Annotated in this window: 24 protein-coding genes and 2 pseudogenes; 5 read left to right on the top strand and 21 right to left on the bottom strand. The window is 71.9% G+C overall.

From position 1 onward, the window contains the following. Nucleotides 1–356: 356 nt before the first annotated feature. Nucleotides 357–968: a response regulator transcription factor gene (locus ACY34J_RS09055; protein WP_003948568.1), complete on the bottom strand. Its 612-nt coding sequence runs from the start codon at nucleotides 966–968 to the stop codon at nucleotides 357–359. A 387-nt stretch (nucleotides 969–1,355) separates the two neighbouring features. Here ACY34J_RS09055 and ACY34J_RS09050 point away from each other — a divergent pair, with 387 nt between their 5' ends. Continuing rightward, complete coding sequence (locus ACY34J_RS09050; protein ID WP_462725995.1) at nucleotides 1,356–1,661, top strand: WhiB family transcriptional regulator; 306 nt, start codon at nucleotides 1,356–1,358, stop codon at nucleotides 1,659–1,661. Between the two features lie 170 nt (nucleotides 1,662–1,831). Here ACY34J_RS09050 and ACY34J_RS09045 read toward each other — a convergent pair. Continuing rightward, nucleotides 1,832–1,969 (bottom strand): annotated as a pseudogene (locus ACY34J_RS09045) (helix-turn-helix domain-containing protein); the annotation flags it as partial. Nucleotides 1,970–2,048: 79 nt separating this feature from the next. Between ACY34J_RS09045 and ACY34J_RS09040 the strand changes: the two are divergent. Then, a complete protein-coding gene (locus tag ACY34J_RS09040) occupies nucleotides 2,049–2,711 on the top strand; it encodes an MOSC domain-containing protein (RefSeq protein ID WP_462725996.1) in 663 nt (220 codons plus the stop codon). 32 nt (nucleotides 2,712–2,743) lie between these two features. Further along, the gene (locus tag ACY34J_RS09035; protein WP_462725997.1) at nucleotides 2,744–3,517 is read left to right on the top strand and encodes an SDR family NAD(P)-dependent oxidoreductase; all 774 of its coding nucleotides are present in this window, start codon (nucleotides 2,744–2,746) and stop codon (nucleotides 3,515–3,517) included. Nucleotides 3,518–3,719: 202 nt separating this feature from the next. Here the strand turns inward: ACY34J_RS09035 and groL are convergent, their stop codons facing one another. The 6 genes and pseudogenes from groL to ACY34J_RS09005 form a co-directional block, all read right to left on the bottom strand. Further along, nucleotides 3,720–5,348, bottom strand: coding sequence for a chaperonin GroEL (gene groL, locus ACY34J_RS09030; protein WP_462725998.1), 1,629 nt, complete (start codon nucleotides 5,346–5,348; stop codon nucleotides 3,720–3,722). A gap of 164 nt (nucleotides 5,349–5,512) precedes the next feature. After that, on the bottom strand, nucleotides 5,513–5,821 hold the full coding sequence (groES, locus tag ACY34J_RS09025) for a co-chaperone GroES (protein WP_462725999.1): 309 nt from the start codon (nucleotides 5,819–5,821) through the stop codon (nucleotides 5,513–5,515). A 394-nt stretch (nucleotides 5,822–6,215) separates the two neighbouring features. After that, nucleotides 6,216–6,429: pseudogene (locus tag ACY34J_RS09020) on the bottom strand (tyrosine-type recombinase/integrase); the annotation flags it as partial. Nucleotides 6,430–6,544: 115 nt separating this feature from the next. After that, the gene (locus ACY34J_RS09015) at nucleotides 6,545–7,618 is read right to left on the bottom strand and encodes a hypothetical protein (RefSeq protein WP_462726000.1); all 1,074 of its coding nucleotides are present in this window, start codon (nucleotides 7,616–7,618) and stop codon (nucleotides 6,545–6,547) included. 261 nt (nucleotides 7,619–7,879) lie between these two features. Then, a complete protein-coding gene (locus ACY34J_RS09010) occupies nucleotides 7,880–8,401 on the bottom strand; it encodes an Hsp20/alpha crystallin family protein (RefSeq protein ID WP_462726001.1) in 522 nt (173 codons plus the stop codon). Nucleotides 8,402–8,490: 89 nt separating this feature from the next. Next, complete coding sequence (locus ACY34J_RS09005) at nucleotides 8,491–9,516, bottom strand: alpha/beta fold hydrolase (protein ID WP_462726002.1); 1,026 nt, start codon at nucleotides 9,514–9,516, stop codon at nucleotides 8,491–8,493. A gap of 327 nt (nucleotides 9,517–9,843) precedes the next feature. On the opposite strand from ACY34J_RS09005, the gene ACY34J_RS09000 reads away from it, so the two are divergent. Further along, a complete protein-coding gene (locus tag ACY34J_RS09000) occupies nucleotides 9,844–11,010 on the top strand; it encodes a class I SAM-dependent methyltransferase (RefSeq protein WP_462726003.1) in 1,167 nt (388 codons plus the stop codon). On the opposite strand, the gene ACY34J_RS08995 is transcribed toward ACY34J_RS09000, so the two are convergent. The 4 genes from ACY34J_RS08995 to tsaB form a co-directional block, all read right to left on the bottom strand. After that, on the bottom strand, nucleotides 11,007–11,255 hold the full coding sequence (locus ACY34J_RS08995; RefSeq protein WP_462726004.1) for a hypothetical protein: 249 nt from the start codon (nucleotides 11,253–11,255) through the stop codon (nucleotides 11,007–11,009). The two genes, ACY34J_RS09000 and ACY34J_RS08995, sit on opposite strands and share 4 nt — an antisense overlap. Next, the gene (tsaD, locus tag ACY34J_RS08990) at nucleotides 11,252–12,361 is read right to left on the bottom strand and encodes a tRNA (adenosine(37)-N6)-threonylcarbamoyltransferase complex transferase subunit TsaD (protein ID WP_462726005.1); all 1,110 of its coding nucleotides are present in this window, start codon (nucleotides 12,359–12,361) and stop codon (nucleotides 11,252–11,254) included. Before tsaD ends, ACY34J_RS08995 begins: the two co-directional genes overlap by 4 nt. Nucleotides 12,362–12,439: 78 nt before the next feature. Then, entirely contained in the window at nucleotides 12,440–12,967 is a 528-nt protein-coding gene (rimI, locus tag ACY34J_RS08985; protein ID WP_462726006.1) for a ribosomal protein S18-alanine N-acetyltransferase, read from the bottom strand. Next, complete coding sequence (tsaB, locus tag ACY34J_RS08980) at nucleotides 12,964–13,632, bottom strand: tRNA (adenosine(37)-N6)-threonylcarbamoyltransferase complex dimerization subunit type 1 TsaB (RefSeq protein WP_462726007.1); 669 nt, start codon at nucleotides 13,630–13,632, stop codon at nucleotides 12,964–12,966. The genes rimI and tsaB overlap by 4 nt, the downstream gene beginning before the upstream one ends. A gap of 130 nt (nucleotides 13,633–13,762) precedes the next feature. Between tsaB and ACY34J_RS08975 the strand changes: the two genes are divergently transcribed. Then, on the top strand, nucleotides 13,763–14,332 hold the full coding sequence (locus ACY34J_RS08975) for a hypothetical protein (RefSeq protein WP_462726008.1): 570 nt from the start codon (nucleotides 13,763–13,765) through the stop codon (nucleotides 14,330–14,332). 14 nt (nucleotides 14,333–14,346) lie between these two features. Here ACY34J_RS08975 and ACY34J_RS08970 read toward each other — a convergent pair whose 3' ends face one another. The 9 genes from ACY34J_RS08970 to ACY34J_RS08930 form a co-directional block, all read right to left on the bottom strand. Then, the gene (locus ACY34J_RS08970; protein ID WP_462726009.1) at nucleotides 14,347–14,547 is read right to left on the bottom strand and encodes a hypothetical protein; all 201 of its coding nucleotides are present in this window, start codon (nucleotides 14,545–14,547) and stop codon (nucleotides 14,347–14,349) included. Between the two features lie 138 nt (nucleotides 14,548–14,685). Then, nucleotides 14,686–15,201, bottom strand: a complete 516-nt coding sequence (gene tsaE, locus ACY34J_RS08965; RefSeq protein ID WP_462726010.1) for a tRNA (adenosine(37)-N6)-threonylcarbamoyltransferase complex ATPase subunit type 1 TsaE — start codon at nucleotides 15,199–15,201, stop codon at nucleotides 14,686–14,688. A 71-nt stretch (nucleotides 15,202–15,272) separates the two neighbouring features. Beyond that, on the bottom strand, nucleotides 15,273–16,445 hold the full coding sequence (locus tag ACY34J_RS08960; RefSeq protein WP_462726011.1) for an alpha/beta fold hydrolase: 1,173 nt from the start codon (nucleotides 16,443–16,445) through the stop codon (nucleotides 15,273–15,275). A gap of 81 nt (nucleotides 16,446–16,526) precedes the next feature. Further along, the gene (gene alr, locus ACY34J_RS08955) at nucleotides 16,527–17,711 is read right to left on the bottom strand and encodes an alanine racemase (RefSeq protein WP_462726012.1); all 1,185 of its coding nucleotides are present in this window, start codon (nucleotides 17,709–17,711) and stop codon (nucleotides 16,527–16,529) included. A 61-nt stretch (nucleotides 17,712–17,772) separates the two neighbouring features. Next, nucleotides 17,773–18,753 carry a L,D-transpeptidase gene (locus tag ACY34J_RS08950; protein WP_462726013.1) on the bottom strand — a complete coding sequence of 327 codons (981 nt, stop codon included), beginning with the start codon at nucleotides 18,751–18,753 and terminating at the stop codon, nucleotides 17,773–17,775. A gap of 284 nt (nucleotides 18,754–19,037) precedes the next feature. Continuing rightward, the gene (locus ACY34J_RS08945; protein WP_462726014.1) at nucleotides 19,038–20,501 is read right to left on the bottom strand and encodes an NAD(P)H-hydrate dehydratase; all 1,464 of its coding nucleotides are present in this window, start codon (nucleotides 20,499–20,501) and stop codon (nucleotides 19,038–19,040) included. Nucleotides 20,502–21,008: 507 nt separating this feature from the next. Next, on the bottom strand, nucleotides 21,009–21,377 hold the full coding sequence (locus ACY34J_RS08940) for a holo-ACP synthase (RefSeq protein ID WP_462726015.1): 369 nt from the start codon (nucleotides 21,375–21,377) through the stop codon (nucleotides 21,009–21,011). A 7-nt stretch (nucleotides 21,378–21,384) separates the two neighbouring features. Further along, entirely contained in the window at nucleotides 21,385–23,232 is a 1,848-nt protein-coding gene (gene glmS / locus ACY34J_RS08935; protein ID WP_462726016.1) for a glutamine--fructose-6-phosphate transaminase (isomerizing), read from the bottom strand. Between the two features lie 59 nt (nucleotides 23,233–23,291). Beyond that, the gene (locus ACY34J_RS08930; RefSeq protein ID WP_462726017.1) at nucleotides 23,292–23,552 is read right to left on the bottom strand and encodes a hypothetical protein; all 261 of its coding nucleotides are present in this window, start codon (nucleotides 23,550–23,552) and stop codon (nucleotides 23,292–23,294) included. Between the last annotated feature and the right edge of the window lie 139 nt (nucleotides 23,553–23,691).

The raw sequence follows: 23,691 nt of genomic DNA, 5'->3' as shown, positions 1-23,691 counted from the left end.
GGGTGTTACCCATGCCGTGCCCGAGACCTCATTGGTAGCTTCTGACCCGCGCCTGGGGCGCCGGACAGGGCTTGTCCGTCTTGCGGCCTTCGGGCCGAGTGAGCAGACCCCAGCCCCCAGCCGGGGAGGGGTCATACCTCAAGGATGCGGCATCCGCCCTCGGTTTCGGCAGTGGACGCCGACGCCGCACGGGGCCGCAGCACGCACCAGCAGTCGGTCGGCGCGTACCGCGACCCCTCTGGGTGTCCCCTCTACGTCGGTCTGCGTGAACCCTCCGCGTCGGCCCCTGCACCTGGACCCCTGATGTGAGCGCGTCGGCTCACTCAGCGGACCAGGTCCCGACGGAGCCGGAAGCCTCAGCGGACCAGACCCCAGCGGAAGCCGAGCGCCACGGCGTGCGCACGGTCCGAGGCTCCGAGCTTCTTGAACAGCCGACGGGCGTGCGTCTTGACCGTGTCCTCGGAGAGAAACAGCTCACGGCCGATCTCGGCGTTGGAACGGCCGTGACTCATGCCTTCCAGCACCTGGATCTCGCGGGCGGTGAGGGTGGGCGCGGCGCCCATCTCGGCCGAGCGCAGCCGGCGCGGGGCGAGCCGCCAGGTCGGGTCGGCGAGCGCCTGGGTCACGGTGGCCCGCAGTTCCGCCCGCGAGGCGTCCTTGTGCAGATAGCCGCGCGCACCGGCGGCCACCGCGAGCGCGACGCCGTCCAGATCCTCGGCGACGGTGAGCATGATGATCCGGGCGCCGGGGTCCGCGGAAAGCAGCCGGCGCACGGTCTCGACGCCACCGAGCCCCGGCATCCGCACGTCCATCAGAATCAGGTCCGAACGGTCGGCGCCCCAGCGGCGGAGGACTTCCTCGCCGTTGGCCGCCGTCGTCACACGCTCGACGCCGGGCACGGTCGCGACCGCGCGGCGGAGCGCCTCTCGGGCAAGCGGGGAGTCGTCGCAGACGAGGACGGAAGTCATGGCCGCCCTCCGCAGCTGATGCGCGTCACCTTGAGCCTCCAGGCTGGTACGAATCGTCACCTGAGCAATTGACCCGCTCTCGGACCTCTGCCCGAGTACTTGCAGCGTCAACCGCCTCCGCACTCTCAACGACGGTCACCCGAAAGAGTTACGGGCTCCTGTGACCGCTTTCAACACTCTACGTGAGGGATCGAATACAGAGCACTCGCAGCGCGGGGCTGGATCATCCGAATGGCCTATGACCTATTTGGTGGCTTTTCTTCCATCCGTCAGTGTCTGAGCCTAGATTCGCAATGAGTCATATTTACATCTACTTACACAGTGGATGTACGGTCGTGGGCAGTGTGTCCACCGGAATCCAGCGGAACGTCTCCGAGGGGATGACCAATGGCAGACTTCTCCCGCCTTCCCGGTCCCAATGCCGATCTCTGGGACTGGCAGCTCCTCGCCGCCTGTCGAGGGGTCGACAGTTCCCTCTTCTTCCACCCGGAGGGCGAGCGCGGCGCGGCCCGAAGTGCGCGCGAGGCCTCTGCCAAGGAGGTCTGCATGCGGTGCCCCGTCCGCGCCGAGTGCGCGGCGCACGCACTGGCGGTACGGGAGCCCTATGGGGTCTGGGGCGGACTGACAGAGGACGAGCGCGAAGAACTCATGGGCCGGGCCCGGCACCGGCTGGTCAGCACCGGCACCAAGTGATCAACGACTGAAGCACCTTCTGTGAACCTCAGCGGCTGGCGGCCATCGCCAGACGCTCCAGCATTGCCTCGACCGCCTGCACCCGGGCAAGGTCCGGCAGCGTGAGGGCGACGATTTCGCGCCGTACCTCCGGCTCCACCCGCACCGGTACCGCGCCCTCCAGACGTACACGTACCCACGGACTGCTCCAGGGCCTTCATCTGCCGGCTGACGGCGGGCTGGGTGCAGCCCAGCTCGCGAGCGGCACCGGAGAAGGAACCGGTGGTGGCCACGACGCGCGGCACCCGCAGATGACGAGCCTCGGTCACGCGTCCAGCATGAGCCGGGCTTGGGGACGCGAGACCGAAAGTCAGTCGCCGCTTGAACTCCGGCCTCTAGCCTGCACTGATGAAGCTTCTCTCTGTGAATGTGGGCAGTCCCAAGGCCGTTGAATACACCGACGCGGCGGGCGGCGTCACCGGGATCGACAAGCGGCCGGCCCACGCCCCCGTACGAGTGGCGGCTCCCGGGCCGAAGGGGCAGGGCGCCAGCGGAGTGGCGGGGGACGCCGTGTGCGATCTGCGGCACCACGGCGGGGACGACCAGGCGGTGTACGCCTTCGCCCGGGAGGACCTGGACTTCTGGGAGCGGGAGCTGGGGCGCGAGCTGCCGTGCGGTGTCTTCGGCGAGAACCTCACCACCTCCGGGCTGGACGTCAACGGTGCACTGATCGGGGAGCACTGGCGGGTGGGCCGCGATGTGGTGCTGGAGGTGACCTCCCCGCGTATCCCGTGCCGGACCTTTGTGGGCTGGCTCGGCGAGAAGGGGTGGATGACGCGGTTCACGCAGGCCGCGGCGCCCGGGGCGTATCTCCGGGTGATCGAACCGGGTGAGATCAAGGCCGGCGACGGCATCGGGATCGTGCACCGGCCGGACCACGAGGTGACGGTGTCCTTCATGTTCCGGGCCGAGACGCTCGAACCCGAGTTGCTGCCACGCCTGCTGCCCGCGCTGGACGCGCTGCACCCGGAGGCCCGGGCAAAGGTACTCAGGCGTACCAGCCGGGGCTGAGCAACGACCAGCCGCCGCGCTAGCGTTCGGACATGACGACTGCACTGATTACGGGATCGACAGCGGGCATCGGAGCGGCCTTCGCCCGGCGGCTGGCGGCGGACAGCTACGACCTGGTCCTGGTGGCCCGCGACGAGAAGCGGCTGCGGCAGCAGGCGACCGAGCTGCACGACCGGCACCGGATCGAGGCGGACGTGCTGGTCGCGGACCTGTCGACGGACGATGGGATCGCGGCGGTCGAGGCGCGGCTGGCGGGGCGCAAGCACCCGGTGGACCTGCTGGTCAACAACGCGGGCTTCGGCAACAAGGGCCGCTATCTCGAGGTCCCGATGGCGGACGAGCTGACCATGCTCAAGGTGCACTGCGAGGCCGTACTGCGGCTGACCAGCGCGGCGTCGGAGGGCATGCGGGAGCGCGGGCGCGGCGCGGTGATCAATGTCGCGTCGGTGGCCGCGTTCGTACCGCGCGGGACGTACGGCGCGAGCAAGGCGTGGGTGGTGCAGTTCACCCAGGGTGCGGCGCGGGATCTGGCCGGGTCGGGCGTACGGCTGATGGCCCTGTGCCCGGGTTTTGTGCGCACCGAGTTCCACGAGCGGGCGGGAATGGACACCGGCAATGTGCCCGGGTGGATGTGGCTGGACGCGGACCGGCTGGTCGCGGCGGCGATGAAGGACCTGTCGCGCGGGAAGACGGTGTCCGTGCCGGACCCCCGCTACAAGGCGCTGACGGGCCTGGTGAAGCTGGCGCCGAGGAGCGCGCTGAGTGGGATCACCTCGCGCACCGGCCGCCGGTACGGGCCCCAGTGACGGCAGTTCACCGAGGGCAAGATCGCCGAGGCCTGGTGGAACTGGGACACCCTTGGCATGCTCCGCCGGCTGGGACTCGTCGAGGTGTAGCCGACCCCGCGCCGGCGGAGCGAGTGGGCGGGGATACCGGAGATACGCCCCGGGCCCGGCATCCCCGAAGGGAGGCCGGGCCCGAGGCGTCTTACGGTCGCTGACCGGGAGGTCAGTGCGCGTGCCCGTGCCCGTGGCCGTGACCGGCCTCGGCGGGCTCCTCTTCCTTCTTCTCCACCACCGTGGTCTCGGTGGTGAGCAGCAGGGAGGCGATGGAGGCGGCGTTCTCCAGCGCGGAGCGGGTGACCTTGACCGGGTCGATGACGCCGGCCTTCACCAGGTCGCCGTACTCGCCGGTCGCAGCATTGAAGCCGTGGCCCTTCTCCAGCTCGGCGACCTTGGCGGCGATGACGTAGCCCTCCAGGCCCGCGTTCTCGGCGATCCAGCGCATCGGCTCGATGACGGCGCGGCGCACGACGGCGACACCGGTGGCCTCGTCGCCCTGCTTGCCGAGGCTGTCCTCGAGCACCTTGGCGGCGTGGACCAGCGCGGAGCCGCCACCGGAGACGATGCCCTCCTCGACCGCCGCGCGGGTCGCGGAGATGGCGTCCTCCAGACGGTGCTTCCGCTCCTTGAGCTCGACCTCGGTCGCGGCGCCGACCTTGATGACGCACACGCCGCCGGCCAGCTTCGCGAGCCGCTCCTGCAGCTTCTCGCGGTCCCAGTCGGAGTCCGTGGTCTCGATCTCGGCCTTGATCTGGGCGATCCGGGCCTGCACATCCTCCGGCTTGCCGGCACCGTCGACGATGGTGGTGTCGTCCTTGGTGACGGTCACGCGGCGGGCGGAGCCCAGCACCTCAAGGCCGACCTGGTCGAGCTTGAGGCCGACCTCCTCGGCGACGACCGTGGCGCCGGTCAGCACCGCGATGTCACCGAGCATCGCCTTGCGGCGGTCGCCGAAGCCGGGAGCCTTCACCGCGACGGCGTTGAAGGTGCCGCGGATCTTGTTGACGACGAGAGTGGAGAGGGCCTCGCCCTCGACATCTTCGGCGATGATCAGCAGCGGCTTGCTGGCTCCGGCCTGGATGATCTTCTCCAGGAGCGGCAGCAGGTCGGCGATCGCGGAGATCTTGCCCTGGTGGATCAGGATGTACGGGTCGTCGAGGACGGCCTCCATCCGCTCCGGGTCGGTCACCATGTACGGCGACAGGTAGCCCTTGTCGAAGGACATGCCCTCGGTGAAGTCGAGCTCCAGGCCGAAGGTGTTGGACTCCTCGACGGTGATGACACCGTCCTTGCCGACCTTGTCCATCGCCTCGGCGATCAGCTCGCCGACCTGCTTGTCCTGGGCGGACAGCGCGGCAACGGCGGCGATGTCGGACTTCTGGTCGATCGGGCGGGCGGTGGCCAGCAGGTCGTCGGCGACGGCCTTGACGGCGGCGTCGATGCCCTTCTTCAGGGCCGCCGGGGAAGCGCCGGCGGCGACGTTCTTCAGGCCCTCGCGGACCAGCGCCTGGGCCAGCACGGTCGCGGTGGTGGTGCCGTCACCCGCGATGTCGTTGGTCTTGGTCGCGACCTCCTTCACGAGCTGGGCGCCCAGGTTCTCGTGCGGGTCCTCGACCTCGATCTCGCGAGCGATGGTCACACCGTCGTTGGTGATGGTCGGAGCACCGAACTTCTTGTCGATGACGACATTGCGGCCCTTCGGGCCGATCGTCACCTTGACCGTGTCGGCAAGCTTGTTGACGCCCCGCTCGAGGGCGCGACGGGCGTCCTCGTCGAACTTCAGGATCTTCGCCATGAGTTGCGTATGTCCTCTCGTTGCGATGCTCAGCCCCTACCGGGAGCGGCCGCTATCGCTCGGAAGAACTGCGCCCCGAACGCCCGGTTGTTGAGACACGGGAGCCGGGGCGCAGTCGAAAAACGTGCTACGGAGTCATGTGGGGGCCACCCCCACTGCCCGTCCTACTTCTCGACGATCGCGAGGACGTCGCGAGCCGAGAGGACGAGGTACTCCTCGCCGTGGTACTTGACCTCGGTGCCGCCGTACTTGCTGTACAGCACGACGTCGCCGACCTTGACGTCGAGCGGCACGCGGTTACCTTCCTCGAAGCGGCCCGGGCCCACGGCCAGGACGACGCCCTCCTGGGGCTTCTCCTTGGCGGTGTCCGGGATAACCAGGCCGGAAGCAGTCGTCTGCTCGGCGTCGAGCGGCTGGACCACAACACGGTCCTCAAGCGGCTTGATGGCAACCTTGGTGCTGGCGGTCGTCACGATCCGACCTCCCCCTTCGGAGATCTCACGGGGTTATCTGTCTGAGGTGGCGACCTGGTAGATCCGTCGTCGCGGGTGCCGGATCTGCCCGTCGCTGTGTTTGTCGCTCCCTCACCTCCGGGCGCTTGGACCCCCTGCCGACGCTCTTCGGCACTGCGCTCCGCTGCGCTCGGCCTCATCGCTCTCGGCACGGGCGCGCCCTTCGGCTCGCTCGCGTGTATTGGCACTCCCTGGTAGAGAGTGCCAACGCCGAGACTATGACGGCGTTAGCACTCAGTCAACTAGAGTGCCAACAGGGTGCCGGGGTGCCCCCACCAGCGCTTTCGCACCGATGGGGGCGCCGCTCGTCCGCTTGGGCCGTCTGTGGGCCGTCTCCGCCCTGGTCAGGGCCCTGGCCGGGCCCCTGGAAGGGCCTATCGACAGCTCGCCTGGTGCGCGTCCGACTGCTCGCCATCAGGTGGGGCGTAGACCCTCAGCGTCAGTGCCGGGTCGGCGTGTCCCAGGTACACGCTCACGGCCCTGATGCTCTCGCCGGCGTCGAGCAGCACGGAGGCATGGAAATGCCTGAGGGCGTGCATGCCGTGCTCCCGAGCGGATGCGTGGCGCTTGGGCGCGGCGCTTTGCTCGGCCGATTGCGTAGTTCAGCAACGCCGCCGAGGCGACACCAGCGTGGCCTGCCCCGCGTCGGCGGTGCGGGACAGGCAACGGCCAAGGGCAGGACATCTACATGGGGACGCGCCCCTCAGCGGCACTGGTGATCGTCTGGCGGCGCCGGTGGCGCTGCTCGTACTCCAGCACCTGGAGGGCCACGCTGGCGGAGACGTTCTGCAACTGGGCAGTGATCTGATCGGCGTCCATGGTGTCGTAGTCCGGCCACGGCTCGCTGCCGCGCAGCTGCTCGATGGCCTCCAGCACCCCGCGCCGGTTGGCGTGCGTACGCTCATATCCCTCGATCACCGCAAGGTCCGACTGGGACAGCGGGCGCAGGCGATCTTGAACCTCGCTGACGCTCAGCTGGCTGAAGTTCGGGATGGGAAGGTCCTGCTCCCGCATGACCGCGCCCTGGACTCCCTCGGCCACGCGGGTCGCATCGGGCATCTCCCGCACCACCCCGGCGGCGGTATCCCTGGTACGCCGCCCGCCGGTGCGGGTCGCCTCCCGCAGCCGGTCCACGGCGGTGCGCACCGCGCGGGTGAGCGCCCCGACCGGCCCACCGATGGGTTCGCGGCGCAAGCCGTCGGCAGCCGCCACCACGGCCCGCGCGTGCTCGGCCACACTGCCCTCCAGCTGCTGCAGCAGCTGCTGGTCCTGGCGGCGCAGCGAGGCGAGCAGGTCGACGGATTCCTGGTCGTAGACCTGCTCGGCGATGCTCTCCCCGGCCCGGCTGACCGCCAGCGCCCGTGCGGCGACCGCGTACTCCTCCTCCGCGTTCTTCAGCAGCCGCCGCTGGTCGGCCGAGCGCCGGTCGGTCAGCAACCTGGTGACGAGGGTTGCTCCGACCGTCAGGGGCAGCCTGGTCATGCGCATGGTGGTGCGGGCCAGGGACCGGGTCACCTCCACGGTGCGGTCCACGATGTCGTGGGCCTGGATCTGGCGCAGGTGGTCGTCGATGCGCTCAAGGTTGTCCAGCACGTCGTCGACCTGGCGCTGGAGCATCTGCCGGTAGGGACCGGGAGGTGTGACGGTCACATCAGTGCGAATGCGGTCGACGATGTCGGCGTGGGACGCACGGGCGTCCTTCAGCGCCGGTATGAGGGTCTGGGTCCTCGCTGCGAGGGGTGCCTCCATCACTGCCATGGGTTCTCCTGGGGGTTCAGGCGGCTGATCACCGCGCGTTCGGGGGGGAATGGGCTCTTGGGCCGGTCGCTGCGGCCGACATCTGGAACGTCGTGTTGATGAAGGCCGCCCAACCAGCAGGAAAGGGGCCAGGCGCTCGCCGCGGATACCGCACAGCGTGGCGTGATGTACGGCATGACGGCCCCCGGACCTGTGTGGCTTCCTGTGGTCCCGGGCCTTCCGTGCCGCCGTCGCACCGACTGAAGCGGATGCGGAATGCCGTCAATCTCCGGCGGTGATCTCGATGTGGCGCGGCTTGGCCGCCTCGGCCTTGGGCACCTTCACCGTCAGCACGCCCTCACTCAGGCTGGCCTCGACGCCTTCGGCGTTGATACCGCTGGTCAGCCTCGTGCGGTACTCGAAGTGGCCGGTCCTGCGGGTGCTGCGGCGCAGCACGCCGGCCCGCTCGCGCTTCTTCAGCTCACCGGTGATGACCAGCTCCGGGTCACCGGTGATGACCAGCTCCGGGTCACCGGTGATGACCAGCTCCGGGCCGCTCATCTCGATGTCGGGGTCGTCGCGCTTGACGCCGGGCACGTCGCATTCGATCAGGAGGCGTCCTCGGTCTCCGACACATCCGCCAGCGGAGCCCAGGCTTCCCAGCGGTGCCATGGCTCCGCCGACGGTGGATGCCAGCAGACTGCTCAGCCGGCCGAAGATGTCATCGAACTCTGCCAGGGGGCCGCGGGTCCAGCGCTGGGGGGCAAGAGTGCTGGAGGTGCCGCGTCGTACAGGCAGTGTCATAGCGACTCCCTTTCGCGAGTCATGCACCTTTAGTACCTTTTGCATGGTTCCCGGAAGGAGGGCCCTGACACCGCGATGGGGGCGGAATCTCACCGTTCGTCGCTGGCCGTCCGACCCGGGAACGGCACCGGCTGGGCCTTCGGCGGCTCGGTGGCATGCAGGATGAAACGTGCGACCAGCTCGGGCGCGCCCAGCATGGGCACATGTCCGCAGCCGCTCAGGGGCACCAGGCGCGCGTTGGGAATCATGGCCTGCACCCGGGCGGCCTGCCGCGGCGGCAGCAGGCGGTCACAGGTGCCCCAGGCGATGCTGACCGGCACATCAGGGATGTCACCGGTGAACAGGCCCGGTGCGCGACCGGCCCGCAAGGTCGCCGTGAAGGCGGCCGACTCCCGCAGCGTCCGCAACGCCTCCACCACCGCCCCCGGCGCACACGGGCCCGACGTGCCGTACAAGACGCTGCTCAGGACGGCGCGGGCGGGCGGGCTACCCACCAGGAGCCCCAGCGCGGCGTCCGGCACCAGGCGCACGCCCTGGCGGGCCGCGTTCAGCACCGCGTAGGCATACCGTCGCTCGGCCTCGGTCCAAAACCCTGCCGGGGCCAGGGCCGTCACGCTCCGGGCGAGACCGGCCTGCCCCAGGTGCAGCGCGATCAGTCCACCCAGCGAGTGGCCCACCACGTGCGGGCGCTCCACCCCCAGGGCGCTGAACACCGAGCCCATCCAGGCCACCGCTGTCTCCAGCGTCCGGGGCACGGCCGGGTCGAGGTCGGGTGACTGCCCGAAGCCGGGCAGATCCATCGCGATCGCCTCCCGCTGCTCGGCCAGCAGCGGGCCGACCGGCTCCCAGGCCCGGCGGTCGCAGCCCAGCCCATGCAGCAGGATCACCGGCTCCCCCCAGCCCTGCCGCTCGTAAGCCACCGTCACCCGGCCAAGGCCGGCCGCCTCGCCCTGGGCGAACCACACCGGGCGCGACCCGGCAACCCCTTGCCCACGCTCACCACGATCCGCCAGCCCCGGCCACGGCACCGGCCAGCTCACCCCGGCGCCCCGAAGGCCGGCGGCGACCCGCGCCGCCCGGTTACCCCGCTGGGCGGCGGCAATGAGCGCAGACATCCAGGCCATCGTCGTCACACCCCATGCTCTCTACGACATCCTGGCCACAAAAGGTCCCTGGTAACCAACTATCCCACTCCGGTGCAAACCAGAAAAAGTCTGGCCTTCCTGATCTGGCCGATGCCTGCACGAGCAGCTGAACAAACGGCGAGGCCCCCTTTGCGATGGCGCGGGGACGAGCCGGTGCATCGCCAGGCGGTACTCCATCCGGTCCGGGAACGCCTCCTCGTTCCACAGCGGGACGGCCCGGATACCCGCAGGACTGGGCGGCCCGCAACGTGTACTGGTTCCTGCCTCCCCGTCCGCCGCTTGGCCCACAATGGGCCGGTGAACGACCTCGACTCCTTCTCCGCGCTGCTCACCGACGAGGGCCAGGCCCTGCTGGCCCAGTTGCGCGACTACGAGCCCGCACAGGAGCTGGCCACCGCCACCCGGCTGCGCCGTGAGCACCCGGCCGGCCTGGTGTCCGCCGCGCTCGGGCAGGCCCGGCTGCGGCAGCGCGCGTATCCCAAGTTCGGCGAGGACGCCCACCGCATGTTCTTCACCGCGCACGGCGTCGAGCAGGCGACCCGCACCTCGGTCGCATCCCATCGCGCCGAGCGGTTCGCGGCCCTGGGCGTACGGCGGGTCGCCGACCTGTGCTGCGGCATCGGCGGCGACGCGATCGCGTTCGCCCGGGCGGGCATCTCAGTACTGGCCGTCGACCGGGACCCGCTGACCTGCGCCGTGGCCCGCGCCAATGCGCAGGCGCTGGGGTCGGCGGACCGTATCGAGGTGCGCTGCGCCGACGTCGCCGAGGTGGACACCTCGCCGTACGACGCGGTGTTCGCCGACCCGGCGCGGCGCGGGGGCCGCGGCCGGGTGTTCGACCCCGAGGCGTACTCACCGCCGCTGTCCCGGGCGGTCGAGATGGCCCGTGCCACCCCGTACGCGGCCTTGAAGATCGCGCCCGGCGTGCCGCACGAGGCCGTACCGGAGGACGCCGAGGCCGAGTGGATCTCGGACGGCGGGGATGTGAAGGAGGCCGTGCTCTGGTTCGGCACGGCGCCCGGCCGGCGGCGGGCCACCCTGCTCCCCGGCCCGCACTCGCTGGTCGGCAGCGGCCTGCCGGACCCTGAGCCCGGCCCCGTAGGGCGCTGGCTGTACGAGCCGGACGGCGCGGTGATCCGTGCCCGTCTGGTGGCGGACGTGGCGGCGCAGGTGGGGGGCCGGCTGATCGATCCGACCATCGCGTACATCACGGCGGACGAGCTGCGCCCGACGCCGTACGCCACCGCGTACGAGATCACCGATGTGCTGCCGTTCAACCTCAAGCGGCTCAAGGCGCTGCTGCGCGAGCGCTGCGTCGGGGTCGCCGTCATCAAGAAGCGCGGCTCGGCCGTCGAGCCGGAGGAGCTGCGCAAGAAGCTCAAGCTGGAGGGGCCGAACTCCTGCGTGGTCGTGCTGACTCGGGTCGCCGGCGCCCCCACGATGCTGCTGGGACAGCCCGCTTAGACCTGCTCGAAGCGCCAGCGGTGCACCGCGCGGCGCACCAACTTCCCGTCAGGCTCGGGCAGTTCGGGCAGCTCCGCGTCGTACGGCGCGTCCCACCAAGTGATCACCAGCACCCGGTCCTCGGGGGCGCGGAAGGTCTCCTGCCGCAGGGGGGCGGGGTCGAGCCGCTGGCCGCGGGCCCACTCCAGCAGCTGTGCGCCGCGCCCCTCGACGGCCCGCGCCTCCCACATCAGCGCGACGGTCATGAGTAGAGGTTGTCCTTGCTCAACTCGTGGAAGTGGTCGTGGTCGTGGGTGTGCGGGTGGTTCGGGTCCGGTACGTGGGTCTCGGTCACCGGCAGGGAGGAGTCCGCGGACAGGTCCCAGGCCGAGGCGGGCCGCCCCCGGGCCACCATCTCCGCGCCGAGCGCCGCGACCATCGCCCCGTTGTCCGTGCACAGCTTCGGCCGCGGGACCCGCAGCCTCAGCCCCGCGTCCTCGCAGCGCCGCTCCGCCATCGCCCGCAGCCGCGAGTTGGCCGCCACGCCGCCGCCGATCATCAGGTGGTCGACGCCGTTGTCCTCGCAGGCCCGTACGGCCTTGCGGGTCAGCACATCCGCGACCGCCTCCTGGAAGGACGCGGACACATCGGCGACCGGCACGTCCTCGCCCGCGGCGCGCTTGGCCTCGATCCAGCGCGCGACGGCGGTCTTGAGGCCGGAGAAGGAGAAGTCGTAGATCGGGTCCCGTGGACCGGTGAGGCCGCGCGGGAACGCGATCGCGTTCGGGTCGCCCTCGCGCGCGTAGCGGTCGATGACCGGGCCGCCCGGGAAGCCGAGGTTCAGCACGCGGGCGACCTTGTCGAAGGCCTCACCCGCGGCGTCGTCGATGGTCGAGCCCAGCGGCCGTACGTCGCCGGTGATGTCCGCCGACAACAGCAGCGAGGAGTGGCCGCCGGAAACCAGCAGCGCCATCGTCGGCTCGGGCAGCGCGCCGTGCTCCAGCTGGTCGACGCAGATGTGGGAGGCGAGGTGGTTGACGCCGTACAGCGGCTTGCCGAGGGCGTACGCGTACGCCTTCGCGGCGGCGACACCGACCAGCAGCGCGCCCGACAGGCCGGGACCGGCGGTGACGGCGATCCCGTCGAGGTCGCTCGCCGCGACCCCGGCCTCCTTCAGCGCCCGCTCGATGGTGGGGACCATCGCCTCCAGGTGGGCGCGGCTGGCGACCTCCGGGACGACGCCGCCGTAGCGGGCGTGCTCCTCCACGCTGGAGGCGACCGCATCGGCGAGGAGGGTGTGGCCACGGACGATGCCGACGCCGGTCTCGTCGCACGAGGTCTCGATACCGAGGACAAGTGGCTCGTCAGCCATGGATGGTCGTTCTCCCTCTTTGGCGTTCGCCCGCCGCCGGGCCCGTGGACCCGGTGCCGACGTTCCTGACTGCGGCGCTCACTGGTTGGCCGCCCGCTTGTCGTTGCTCTCGTCCGCGACGGGTCCGGTACGGCGCATGACCAGCGCGTCGACGTTCCCCGGCTGGTAGTAGCCGCGGCGGAAGCCGATGGGCTCGAAGCCGAAGCGCTCGTAGAGGCGCTGGGCGCGGGTGTTGTCGACCCGTACCTCCAGCAGCACCTCGCGGCACTCGAACGCGGTGGCGGCGGACAGCAGGTCCGTCAGCAGGCGGGCGCCGAGGCCGGTGCCCCAGTGCTCGCGGGCGACGGCGATGGTCTGGACGTCGCCGGTACGGTCGACGGCGGCGAGCCCGGCGTAGCCGACGATCTTCCCACCGTCGTTCGCGACGACGTAGTGCCGGGTGGCGTACGGGCCGCGGGCGTGGGCGAGTTCGGACCAGAACATGCCGCGCGACCAGGCGTCGTCGGGGAACAGTTCGTGTTCCAGCTCGAGCACCGGCTCCAGGTCCCACCAGCGCATCTCACGCAGCGCGACCGCCCCCGCGGTCCCGACAGTGCGCGCGCTCATCGCGGCGTGACCACCTTGTAGCTCGCCGGCACCTGGGCGTCCGGGCGGCGCAGGTAGAGCGGCCGGAGGGGGAGGAAGTCCTCGCCCGCGGCCAGCTTCTCGGCGGCGAGCGCCGCCAGGGCTGCCGCGGACTGGTGCTCCGGCATGCCGTCCGGCACCTCCGGGAACGCCTCGCGGTACAGCAGCGCGCCCGCGCCGACCGCCGGGTGCCCGGCGACCAGGCCGGCGATCTCGGCGGGCCGGTCGACGGCGGGCTCGGTGATCCGGGTCCGCGGGTCGGTGTACCGGGCCCAGTAGACCTCCTTGCGCCGGGCGTCGGTGGCCACGGTGAAGGGGCCCTCGAGGCCGGCCTGCCCGGCGGCGTACGCGATGCCGTCCAGGGTGCACAGCCCGTGCGTCGGGATGCCGGTCGCGGCGCTGAAGGCGGCGGCGGTCGCGAGCCCGACGCGCAGGCCCGTGTACGGCCCGGGGCCGACCCCGACCACGATCCCGGTCACATCACCGAGCCGCACCCCGGCCTCGCCCAGCACCCGGTCGACGGCGGGCAGCAGCAGTTCCCCGTGGCGGCGCGCGTCCACCTCGTGCGACTCGGCGACGACGCCGGCCCCGTCGTGGAGCGCGACGGTGACGGCGGGGGTGGCGGTGTCAAGAGCGAGCAGCAGCACGGGTACAGCGTACGGCGCGTTCGGCGGGCCCCTGTCCGGCCCACTGCCCGCGCCGCCGCCCGGAGGCGGGCGGCTGCGGTGCTACGGTCAGCCCGCACAGCTGTTACGCGGGACGAAGGGGTGGCACAGCGTGGCACGGAGCAACTCGGGGACGATCGTGGCCGGGCTCACCGCCGCGGCCCTCGCCGCCGTCGGCTTCCTCGCCTACCAGGCGGCCGCCACCGCCCCCCATGGCCAAGGCAAGGACCGCCCCGGCCACTCGGCCTCCGCCGGCCGGCCCGGCTCCCCCGGCCAGAGCGCCGCCCCCGAGCCGAAGCAGCCCGCCGTTCCGGCGAACTCCGGAGCCGGCAAGCGCGTCGTCTATGCGCTGGATGAGCGGCGGGTGTGGCTGGTCGGCGCGGACGGTACGGTCACCCGCACCTTCCCGGTCGTACCGAGCACGGTCAGCCCGGCGCCCGGCCAGTACGCGGTCGCGTCCCGCTCCGCGAGCGTCACCGGCTCCGACAACGTGCCCGTCGAGCACGTCGTACGGTTCACGGTGGCCGGGGGCGTGACGATCGGCTTCAGTGCGGCGGTGGACGGTTCGATGCCGGATCCCCAGGCCGAGAAGAAGACCGGCGGCATCCGCGAGAAGCGCGCGGACGGCGCCGCGATGTGGTCGTTCGCGACCGTCGGCACCAAGGTCGTCGTAGTGGCCTGATTCACTCGAACGGGCTACGCGGCGTCCCGCTGTATCCCGCTCTGGGGCCCCTGCGGCCGCTCGTCGTTCCCCGATTCCGTGGCCGCCTCCGGAGCCTCCGGCGGTGTGGACACCGCGGACGCGGCGGCACAGGCCGCCAGCAGCTGGCTCATCGACGGTTCGTCGCTCGAGCGCCCCGGCCTCAGCGCGTCAGCGTCGGACTCATGGCGCGGCATGGGTGCCTCCTGGGGCAGCTGGGCAGGCATGGTTAGGTAGACCTAACCAGTCCTTCTGTATCCATGTGACCACGCCTGGCACCGCACGCGCAACATCTTGCCGACGTCTTGTCGGAACGTACACACGGACGTCGCATGTCAGCCGACCAGCGGTGACAGATCCGTATCCGCCCAGCGCGGACCGACGGCCGCGATCGACACCTCGCGCACGTCGTTCTCGACGGTCTCGTCCCCCTCGGCCCGCCCGATCAGGACGTGCACCCGGTCCTCGGACAGCCCCTCGACCTTGCCCTCGCCCCACTCCACGATCACCACCGACTCCGGCAGCGACACATCGAGGTCGAGGTCCTCCATCTCGTCGAGCCCGCCCAGCCGGTAGGCGTCCACATGCACCAGGGCCGGACCGCCGCTCAGTGACGGGTGCACACGCGCGATGACAAAGGTCGGGGAGGTCACCGCGCCGCGGACGCCAAGGGCCTCGCCCAGCCCGCGCGCCAGCGTCGTCTTGCCTGCGCCGAGCCGCCCGGTCAGCAGCACCAGGTCGCCTGGGCGGAGCAGCTTGGCCAGCCGCCGGCCCAGCTCCCGCATCTGCTCAGGGCTGTTGACGGTGAGCTTCACAGCGGTGTTCGCCATGATGTCGTACGGGGCGTCCATACCGGCCGATGGTACGTGGCTCGGGCACCCCCCGTGACACGGCTCGTACGCCGCTGGTACGCCGCGACGGCTCAGCCGCGTGCGGAGCGCGGCATCTCACCGGTCACCGCCGCGGGCACCCCGGTGCGCGCCAGCAGGTCCGCCAGCCGGTCGGTCACCGTCTCCGGGTGCTCGAGCATCACCAGATGGCCGCCATCCGGGACCAGGACCAGCTCGGCGCCGGGCAGCAGCTCCGCGATGGCCTCGCTGTGGGAGCTCGGCGTGACCAGATCCTGGTCGCCGGCGAGCACCAGCGCGGGCAGATCCCGGAAGGCCGCCAGCGCCTCCGCCTTGTCGTGCTCCTGGAAGGCCGGGTAGAACTCCGCGACCACATCGATCGGCGTGGACTCGATCATCCGCTCGGCGAACCGCACCACCGCCGGGTCCACGTCCCGGGAGCTGAACGAGTACCGCTTGATCAGCCCCGCGAACAGGTCCGCGGTCGCCCGCCGCCCCCGCTCGACCAGCTCCGCCTGGGAACCCAGCGCCTTCAGCACACCGGGGAGGAAGCGCCGTACCGCGTTCACCCCGGCCACCGGCAGCCCGTAGTTCACCTCGCCGAGCCGCCCGGCGGAGGTGCCGACCAGCGTGACGCCGACCACCCGCTCGCGTACGTACTCGGGGTAGTGCGCGGCCAGCGCCATCACCGTCATGCCGCCCATCGAGTGCCCGACGAGCACGACCGGCCCCTCGGGCACCGCCGCGTCCAGCACCGCCTTCAGATCGCGCCCGAGCTGGTCGATGGTGACGGGAATGCCGTCGGCCTGGGCTGTGCCGCGGGCGGAGCGGCCGTGGCTGCGCTGGTCCCAGTGGACGGTGCGGACCGCTCCGCGCAGCGCCGCCCGCTGGAAGTGCCAGGCGTCCTGGTTGAGGCAGAAGCCGTGGCAGAAGACGAGGGTGACGGCGGCCGGCCGGCGGCGGCCGAAGAGGCGGCGCCTGCGCGGCGTCTCGCTCTCCGGATCGACCTCGTCGACCTCGTAGTAGAGCTCGGTGCCGTCGTCGGCCACAGCCCGGCCGGGAGTGCCGCGCAGGTTGCCGTAAGGGCCCGCCGTGTCCAGAGCGAGCCGGGCTTTACGCCGCATGCCACGGCCCACGGTCAGCCGCTCGATCGCGACACCGGCCGCCGCACCCGCCGCGACCACGCCAATCGCGGCGCCTGCCACTCCGGCGCGGCGCCAGCCGGCGCCCGCGGTGCTCTCACCCATGGTCGTACCTCCCCTGGTCTTCGACATGGGCATGCCCACCCCATCGATACCAGTCGCCGCTGTCGGTGCTCGCCGCTCCGGTCAGTCCTGCTCGCCCACGTAGACGCGTGGCACCCGGGTTCCGATCCGGGTCACGATCTCGTACCCGATGGTGCCGGCGGCCCGCGCCCAGTCCTCGGCGGTTGGCTCCCCACGGTCCCCCGGCCCGAAGAGTACGGCCTCGTCGCCCACCGCGGCGGTGTCTCCGCCGAGATCGACCACGAACTGATCCATGGCGACGCGGCCCGCGACCGTACGCCACTTACCACCGATCAGCACGGGTCCGCTACCCGAGGCGTGGCGCGGGATGCCATCCGCGTAGCCGACCGGTACCAGGGCGAGCGTCGTCTCGCCGGGGGTGACGTAGTGGTGGCCGTAGCTCACCCCGTGCTCGGCCGGGACCCGCTTGACCGATGCCAGGTCCGCCGAGAGCGTCATCGCGGGCCGCAGCCCGAAGTCGGCGGGCAATCCGACCTCCGTGCTCGGGGAGATGCCATAGATGGCGATACCAGGCCGTACCAGGTTGAAGTGCGCATCCGGGAGAGTCAGCAGCGCCGGGGAGTTGGCCATATGGCGGACCTCCGGGTCCAGCCCGGCGGCCTCCGCGGTGTGCAGCGCCTCGTGGTAGACGGCCAGTTGGGCGCCGATGGACGCGTGCCCCGGTTCGTCGGCACAGGCGAAGTGCGACCAGATGCCCGTCACCTTCAGCACGCCCTCGACTTCGGCGGCACGGGCGGCGGCGACCAGCTCGGGCCAGTCGGCGGGCTGGCAGCCGTTGCGGCCCAGGCCGGTGTCGATCTTGAGCTGCACACGGGCGGTGTGGCCGTTCGTACGGGCCCGCCGGGCCGCTTCGACGACCTCGCGCAGGGCCCACATGCCGCTCACCGAGACGTCGATGCCGGCCTCGATCGCCTCGAGCCAGGGGCCGCCGGGCGTCCACAGCCAGCACAGCACCCGGCCGGTGTCCCCCGCGGCGCGCAGCGCCAGCGCCTCCTGCGGGGTGGCGGTCCCAAGCCAGGTCGCGCCCGCCTGACGGGCGGCGCGCGCACATGGCAGCGCGCCGTGGCCGTACGCATCGGATTTCACCACGGCCATCAGCTCGGCGCCGGGCGCGCGGGCGCGCAGCGCACGGACGTTGGCCCGTACGGCGGCCAGGTCGACCACGGCGCGGGCGCGCTTCGGCAGGGCGGGCGGCCTCGTCGGCTCTCCGCCGGTCTGTGCAGTCATCGGGGACAGTCTCTCACCGGCGTGGCGAAAGGAGGCCGGGGCTGCCACCGCTGGCGGAGGATCACGTTCCGGGGCGGCGTCCCCAGGAATAGACGCGGTCGTTCAGGTACAGCACGTCCCACAGCTCCTCGGCTTCGTCGTAGCGGAGGTTGACGCAGCCGTAACTGCCCCCGTCGGGGTCGTAGATGTTTCCGTAGACGCCGTGGAGCGCCTGGCCGCCGTTGAAGAACTGAGAGAACGGCATCGGCGAGTGGTAGATCGTCGAGACGTGGTCCTTGTTCCGCCAGTAGATCCGGTTCCAGCCGGTGCGGGTCGGGTAACCGGCCTTGCCGCTGCGGATGGGCACCGGGCCGTAGACGACCTCGTCGCCGTCCTGCACCCACATCAGCTGCCGCGGCAGGTCAACGCAGGCCACGCGGTCGTCGACGACGGGACAGCGGCCCGCGGCGTTGGGGTCGTCCCAGGCCAGGTCCAGCCGGATCCGGCCCCAGCTGCTCGGCCCGGCGAAGCCGACGGCGGGTTCGATGTGCTCCTTGATCTGCCACTTGCGGATGGCGATGCAGTCGGCCTTGGACTGCCTTCCGTCCACCTTGAGCCCGAGGTAGCGCTCGACCTGGCGCTGGTACGGGCCGGTTGGGGCGGTGCAGTCCTTACGGGGCTTGGCGCTGCGGGAGGGGAGGGCCAGATAGGGCGGTACGTACTCGACCACCATGTCCCGCCTGGCAGCGGACGGCGGCCTGGTCGGCGCCTGACGCTCGCTGGGATGCCGCACACCAGGGGCGGGCAGCGGGCGGCGGCTGGGGGGCAGCACGGGGGGCAGAGCCTGGTCCGGGGTGTCGATGTGGCGCTCGTCGGGTGCCGGCGGGATACCGGGCACCAGGCCCTCGAGCGGCACCGCCGCCGAGCTGCCCGCCGCGGCCTCCGCCGGCGGTACGGGGTCGGCGGCCGACGCCTGGGCGCCGCCGATCATCAGCGGCAGCAGCGCCGCCGTGGCGACCGCGGCCGCGAGGGGCCGCCGTGTCTTCTTCACCGCTGGATGCATTCCGTCCCTCTCCACGGCTGCGGACCGCAGGGTGCGGCCCGCAGAACGATCCGAACGGAATTACCGATGCCGCCGCGCCCTTGGAGGTGCACCCTCCACACCCGTACGCCACCCCGTTGCCACGCGCGTTCCGCCCGCCAGGCGTAACGCGGTCTGCCAACCGCGTTGGTGCGGTTGGCAGACCGGACCGACCGGGCAGCGCCTCGGCTTGCCGGCCGGCCCTGCCGTGCCCGGCGCTCCGCGCGGGGCGTGCCAGGCCGGGCGCGCAGCGGGGCGTGGGGCCGTCAGTGGGCCCGGGTGTCGCGCCAGGCGTCGGGCAGGGACGCCGCCACGTCCGTCGCACCGATCGGAGCCCCGACAGGGCCCGCCGCACGGCGGGCCGCCAGCCCGTGCAGATACGCGCCCACGGCCGCCGCGTCCCTGGCCGCCAGCCCGGTCGCCAGCAGGGAGCCGGTCAGCCCGGACAGCACATCCCCGCTGCCCGCCGTGGCCAGCCATCCCGTCCCCGTGGGGTTGACCCGCACGGGAGTGCCGTGCGCACCGGCGATCAGCGTTGTGGATCCCTTGAGCAGCGCCGTCGCCCCGTACTCGGCGGCCAGCCGCCGCACCGCCGCCAGCCGGCGCGACTCCACCTCCCCGCGAGCCAGCCCCAGCAGTGCCGCCGCCTCCCCCGCATGCGGTGTGAGCAGCGTCTCCGCCGGGCGCGTGCGGACCCGCTCGCGGTCCAGCAGCCGCAGCCCGTCCGCGTCCACCAGGATCGGCACGTCGGAGGCGAGTACGTCGTCGAGCGCGTGCCGGGCGTCCGCCCCGTCGCCCAGCCCCGGGCCGACCACCCACGCCTGCACACGTCCCGCCTTCGCGGGCGGCCCGGCGTGCACCAGCGACTCGGGGAAGCGGGCGATCACCGCGCCGGCGGCCGGGCCGACGTACCGTACGGCGCCGGCGCCGCCCCGCAGCGCACCCGCCACGGCGAGCACCGCCGCGCCCGGGTAGCGCGCCGAGCCCGCAACGACGCCGACCACTCCCCGCCGGTACTTGTCGGTCTGCGCCGTCGGCATCGGCAACAACCGCGCCACATCCGGGTGTTGCAGCGCCTCGGCGTCCGGTACGGCAGGCAGATAGGGCGCGAGCCCGATGTCGATCAGCCGCAGCGCGCCCACGACCGAAGCCGCCGGGTCGATGAGCAGGCCCGGCTTGTACGCACCGAAGGTCACCGTCGCGTCGGCCTCGATCACCGCGCCGGGGACCTCGCCGCTGTCGGCGTCGATGCCGCTGGGGAGGTCGACGGCCACGACGGCGGTGCCACGCGCGCGTGCGTCCCGGACGACCGATGCCAGCGCATCCGCCGGCGGCCGCAGTCCGCCCCGCCCGCCGATGCCGACAATCCCGTCGAGCACGAGATCAGCGCGGCCGATGGCCCGCTCCCCAGCCTCTGCGGCGACCGCCCGGCCCCCGGCGGCCTTGAGCGCGGCCAGCCCGCCGGGGTGCGTACGGTCCGGGGAGAGCAGCACGGCGGTGACACTCGCCCCGCGCCGGGCGAGCCGGGCGCCGGCGTAGAGGGCGTCGCCGCCGTTGTCCCCGCTGCCGATGAGCAGCGCGACGTGGGCGCCGTACGCCCGTCCGAGCAGATTGGCGCAGGCGGCCGCGAGGCCGGCGGCGGCGCGCTGCATCAGGGTGCCTTCGGGGAGCCGGGCCATCAGCTGCCGCTCTGCGGCCCGTACGGTTTCGACGCTGTACGCAGTCCTCATGCGATCAGTCTCCCGAAGCGTGGCGGCCTGCGCCCGCGCATCGCCACCCCGGCACCGCGCCCGCCAACGCCCAACCCGCCGCCGTGCCCCGGCACGAAGCGCCGCCCGGTGGCGGCCTGCGCCCGCGCATCGCCACCCCGGCACCGCGCCCGCCAACGCCAACCCGCCGCCGTGCCCCGGCACGAAGCGCCGCCCGGTGGCGGCAAGTCCGGCGAGCGACCGTGCCGGCAGGGCCAGGACCCGCGTGCCGTGCACCGGCCTGCGTGTGGCACCCCACGCGGGTGGACGCGAGGGGGTCGGGATCGTAGGGGTGGGTGGGGGTCCTGGAAAAGCGTGTCCAGGGCCGCCAGGCCCGACGGGCGCGCAGTCCAGGACCCCCACCCCGGCAGCACCCGGAGGCCCCGGCCCCGGGCACCCGCCACCGCGCCGGCAGGCAGCCAACGCGCGCCCAGGCGCGCGGGCGCACCCCGTCGCGGAGCGGCCCGCCCGGCGAGGGGGCGGCACCGGCTAGCCCTCCGCGATCACCACAGCGGACGCGACCCCCGCATCGTGGCTGAGCGAGACATGCCAGTGCCGTACGCCCAGCTCCTCCGCCCGGGCCGCGACCGTGCCGGTGACTCGCAGGCGCGGCCGGCCGCTGTCCTCCGTCCAGATCTCCGCGTCCGTCCAGTGCAGCCCACCGGGCGCGCCGAGCGCCTTCGCCAGGGCCTCCTTGGCGGCGAACCGCACCGCCAGGGAGGCCACACCGCGCCGCTCGCCGCTGCGCAGCCACAGCTCGCCGACCACGAAGATCCGGTCGGCGAGGCTCGGCGTACGCTCCAGCGCCGCCGCGAACCGGTCGATCTCGGCGACGTCGATCCCCACCCCGATGATCACACCCGCCTCACTCGACCGTCACGGACTTCGCGAGGTTCCGCGGCTGGTCGACCTCGTTGCCGCGCGCGGTCGCCAGCTCACAGGCGAAGACCTGCAGCGGCACGGTCGCGACCAGCGGCTGGAGCAGTGTCGGCGTGGCGGGGATCCGGATGAGGTGGTCGGCGTACGGGACGACGGTCTCGTCGCCCTCCTCCGCGATCACGATCGTGCGGGCTCCCCTGGCCCGGATCTCCTGGATGTTGGAGACGATCTTGTCGTGCAGGACGGACCGCCCGCGCGGTGACGGTACGACCACGACGACCGGCAGATCCTCCTCGATCAGGGCGATCGGACCGTGCTTGAGCTCGCCGGCCGCGAAGCCCTCGGCATGCATGTAAGCGAGCTCCTTGAGCTTGAGCGCGCCTTCGAGGGCGACGGGGAAGCCCACGTGCCGGCCGAGGAAGAGCACCGTGTTCTTGTCGGCCAGGGCCCGGGCCAGCTCCCGTACGGGCTCCATGGTGCCGAGCACCTGCTCGACCTGGGTGGAGATCTCCGACAGCTCGCGGATCACGGACGTGATCTCGTCGCCCCACTTGGTGCCGCGGACCTGGCCCAGGTACAGCGCCACCAGGTAGCAGGCCACAAGCTGGGTCAGGAACGCCTTGGTCGAGGCGACCGCGACCTCCGGCCCGGCGTGCGTGTAGAGGACGGCGTCCGACTCACGCGGGATCGTCGAGCCGTTGGTGTTGCAGATGGCGAGGACCTTCGCGCCCTGCTCACGGGCGTGCCGCAGCGCCATCAGCGTGTCCATCGTCTCGCCGGACTGGCTGATGGCCACGACGAGGGTGCGCGAGTCGAGGATCGGGTCGCGGTAGCGGAACTCGCTCGCCAGCTCCGTCTCGCAGGGGACCCGGGTCCAGTGCTCGATCGCGTACTTGGCGATCATCCCGGCGTGGTAGGCGGTCCCGCAGGCGACGATCACCACCTTGTCGATCTCGCGCAGTACGGAGTCGGGGATGCGGATCTCGTCCAGGTGCAGGCTTCCGGAGGCGTCGATCCGGCCGAGGAGGGTGTCGGCGACCGCCTTCGGCTGCTCGGCGATCTCCTTGAGCATGAAGTAGTCGTAGCCGCCCTTCTCGGCGGCCGACGCGTCCCAGTCGACGTGGTAGGTGCGCACATCGGCGGGCGCGCCCTCGAAGTCGGTCACCGTCACGCCGTCCCGGCGCAGCTCGACGACCTGGTCCTGGCCGAGCTCTACCGCCTCACGGGTGTGCGCGATGAACGCGGCCACGTCCGAGGCGAGGAAGGACTCGCCGTCTCCGATGCCGATGACCAGCGGCGAGTTGCGGCGCGCGCCGACCACCACGTCCGGCTCGTCGGCATGTACGGCGACGAGCGTGAAGGCGCCCTCCAGCTGCCGGCACACCTGGCGCATGGCCTCGGCCAGGTCGCCGCAGGAGGAGAACGACTCGGCGAGCAGGTGGGCGACGACCTCGGTGTCGGTCTCGGAGGCCAGTTCATGACCGCGGTCGGTCAGCTCGGCCCGCAGTGTGGCGAAGTTCTCGATGATGCCGTTGTGCACGACGGCGACGCGACCGGCGTTGTCCAGGTGCGGGTGGGCGTTGGCGTCGGTGGGGGCGCCGTGCGTGGCCCACCGGGTATGGCCGATGCCGGTGCCGCCGGTGGGCAGCGGGCGGTCGGCCAGCTCCTTCTCCAGGTTGGCCAGCTTGCCCGCCTTCTTGGCCGCGGCGAGCCCGCCGTCGGCGAGCACGGCCACGCCGGCCGAGTCGTAGCCCCGGTACTCCAGCCGCTTCAGACCGGCGATGACGACATCGAGGGCGGACTGCCCTCCCACATAACCAACGATTCCGCACATGCGGGAAGCCTAAGCCCCCGGCCCCGACGCCTCGACCAGCGGCTCCGCCATCCGGATACTCAGCGGCCCTGTGCCATGCGGTGCACGGCCTCCTGGACCAGCTCCAGATACTCCACTTCCTCGCAGCGTGGCTTACTGCCCGGCACGTACAGCTCCAGACCGCCGTCGTCGAGGTCCTCCCCCGGATCCCACAGGTCCTCGTCCGGCAGGTCGTCGCTCAGGTCGCTCCAGATGCGCCCGGCGAATTCCCGGTGGGCACGCCGAGCCGCGCTCGCTCGCTCCGCTCTGCGTCTGACGAGATCGCGAAGGCTTGCGGACATGACGCACCCCTATGAACGTGTCAGTGGCTGTCGCCCCGATGGTGGTGACCGTAGCGGTCAACGACCCTCAGGCATAGACATTCGGCGCAACCTGGACGCGTGGACGGGCGTGTGTCGCGGCGCACGGGTGCATACAGGG

This window comes from Streptomyces sp. HSS9-12 (assembly GCF_054963655.1).
This window is presented reverse-complemented; position numbering and strand designations above follow the sequence as displayed.

Coding starts and splice junctions, on each gene's coding strand:
- ACY34J_RS08930 (WP_462726017.1), bottom strand. CDS start 23,552: ATGTCCGCAAGCCTTCGCGATCTCGTCAGACGCAGAGCGGAGCGAGCG.
- ACY34J_RS08960 (WP_462726011.1), bottom strand. CDS start 16,445: ATGGGTGAGAGCACCGCGGGCGCCGGCTGGCGCCGCGCCGGAGTGGCA.
- alr (WP_462726012.1), bottom strand. CDS start 17,711: ATGACTGCACAGACCGGCGGAGAGCCGACGAGGCCGCCCGCCCTGCCG.
- ACY34J_RS09040 (WP_462725996.1), top strand. CDS start 2,049: ATGAAGCTTCTCTCTGTGAATGTGGGCAGTCCCAAGGCCGTTGAATAC.
- ACY34J_RS09035 (WP_462725997.1), top strand. CDS start 2,744: ATGACGACTGCACTGATTACGGGATCGACAGCGGGCATCGGAGCGGCC.
- glmS (WP_462726016.1), bottom strand. CDS start 23,232: ATGTGCGGAATCGTTGGTTATGTGGGAGGGCAGTCCGCCCTCGATGTC.
- rimI (WP_462726006.1), bottom strand. CDS start 12,967: ATGAGCGCGCGCACTGTCGGGACCGCGGGGGCGGTCGCGCTGCGTGAG.
- ACY34J_RS09005 (WP_462726002.1), bottom strand. CDS start 9,516: ATGTCTGCGCTCATTGCCGCCGCCCAGCGGGGTAACCGGGCGGCGCGG.
- tsaE (WP_462726010.1), bottom strand. CDS start 15,201: ATGGACGCCCCGTACGACATCATGGCGAACACCGCTGTGAAGCTCACC.
- ACY34J_RS08995 (WP_462726004.1), bottom strand. CDS start 11,255: ATGACCGTCGCGCTGATGTGGGAGGCGCGGGCCGTCGAGGGGCGCGGC.
- ACY34J_RS08970 (WP_462726009.1), bottom strand. CDS start 14,547: ATGCCGCGCCATGAGTCCGACGCTGACGCGCTGAGGCCGGGGCGCTCG.
- groL (WP_462725998.1), bottom strand. CDS start 5,348: ATGGCGAAGATCCTGAAGTTCGACGAGGACGCCCGTCGCGCCCTCGAG.
- ACY34J_RS09055 (WP_003948568.1), bottom strand. CDS start 968: ATGACTTCCGTCCTCGTCTGCGACGACTCCCCGCTTGCCCGAGAGGCG.
- tsaD (WP_462726005.1), bottom strand. CDS start 12,361: ATGGCTGACGAGCCACTTGTCCTCGGTATCGAGACCTCGTGCGACGAG.
- ACY34J_RS09015 (WP_462726000.1), bottom strand. CDS start 7,618: ATGGCAGTGATGGAGGCACCCCTCGCAGCGAGGACCCAGACCCTCATA.
- ACY34J_RS08950 (WP_462726013.1), bottom strand. CDS start 18,753: ATGCATCCAGCGGTGAAGAAGACACGGCGGCCCCTCGCGGCCGCGGTC.
- ACY34J_RS09010 (WP_462726001.1), bottom strand. CDS start 8,401: ATGACACTGCCTGTACGACGCGGCACCTCCAGCACTCTTGCCCCCCAG.
- ACY34J_RS08945 (WP_462726014.1), bottom strand. CDS start 20,501: ATGAGGACTGCGTACAGCGTCGAAACCGTACGGGCCGCAGAGCGGCAG.
- ACY34J_RS09050 (WP_462725995.1), top strand. CDS start 1,356: ATGGCAGACTTCTCCCGCCTTCCCGGTCCCAATGCCGATCTCTGGGAC.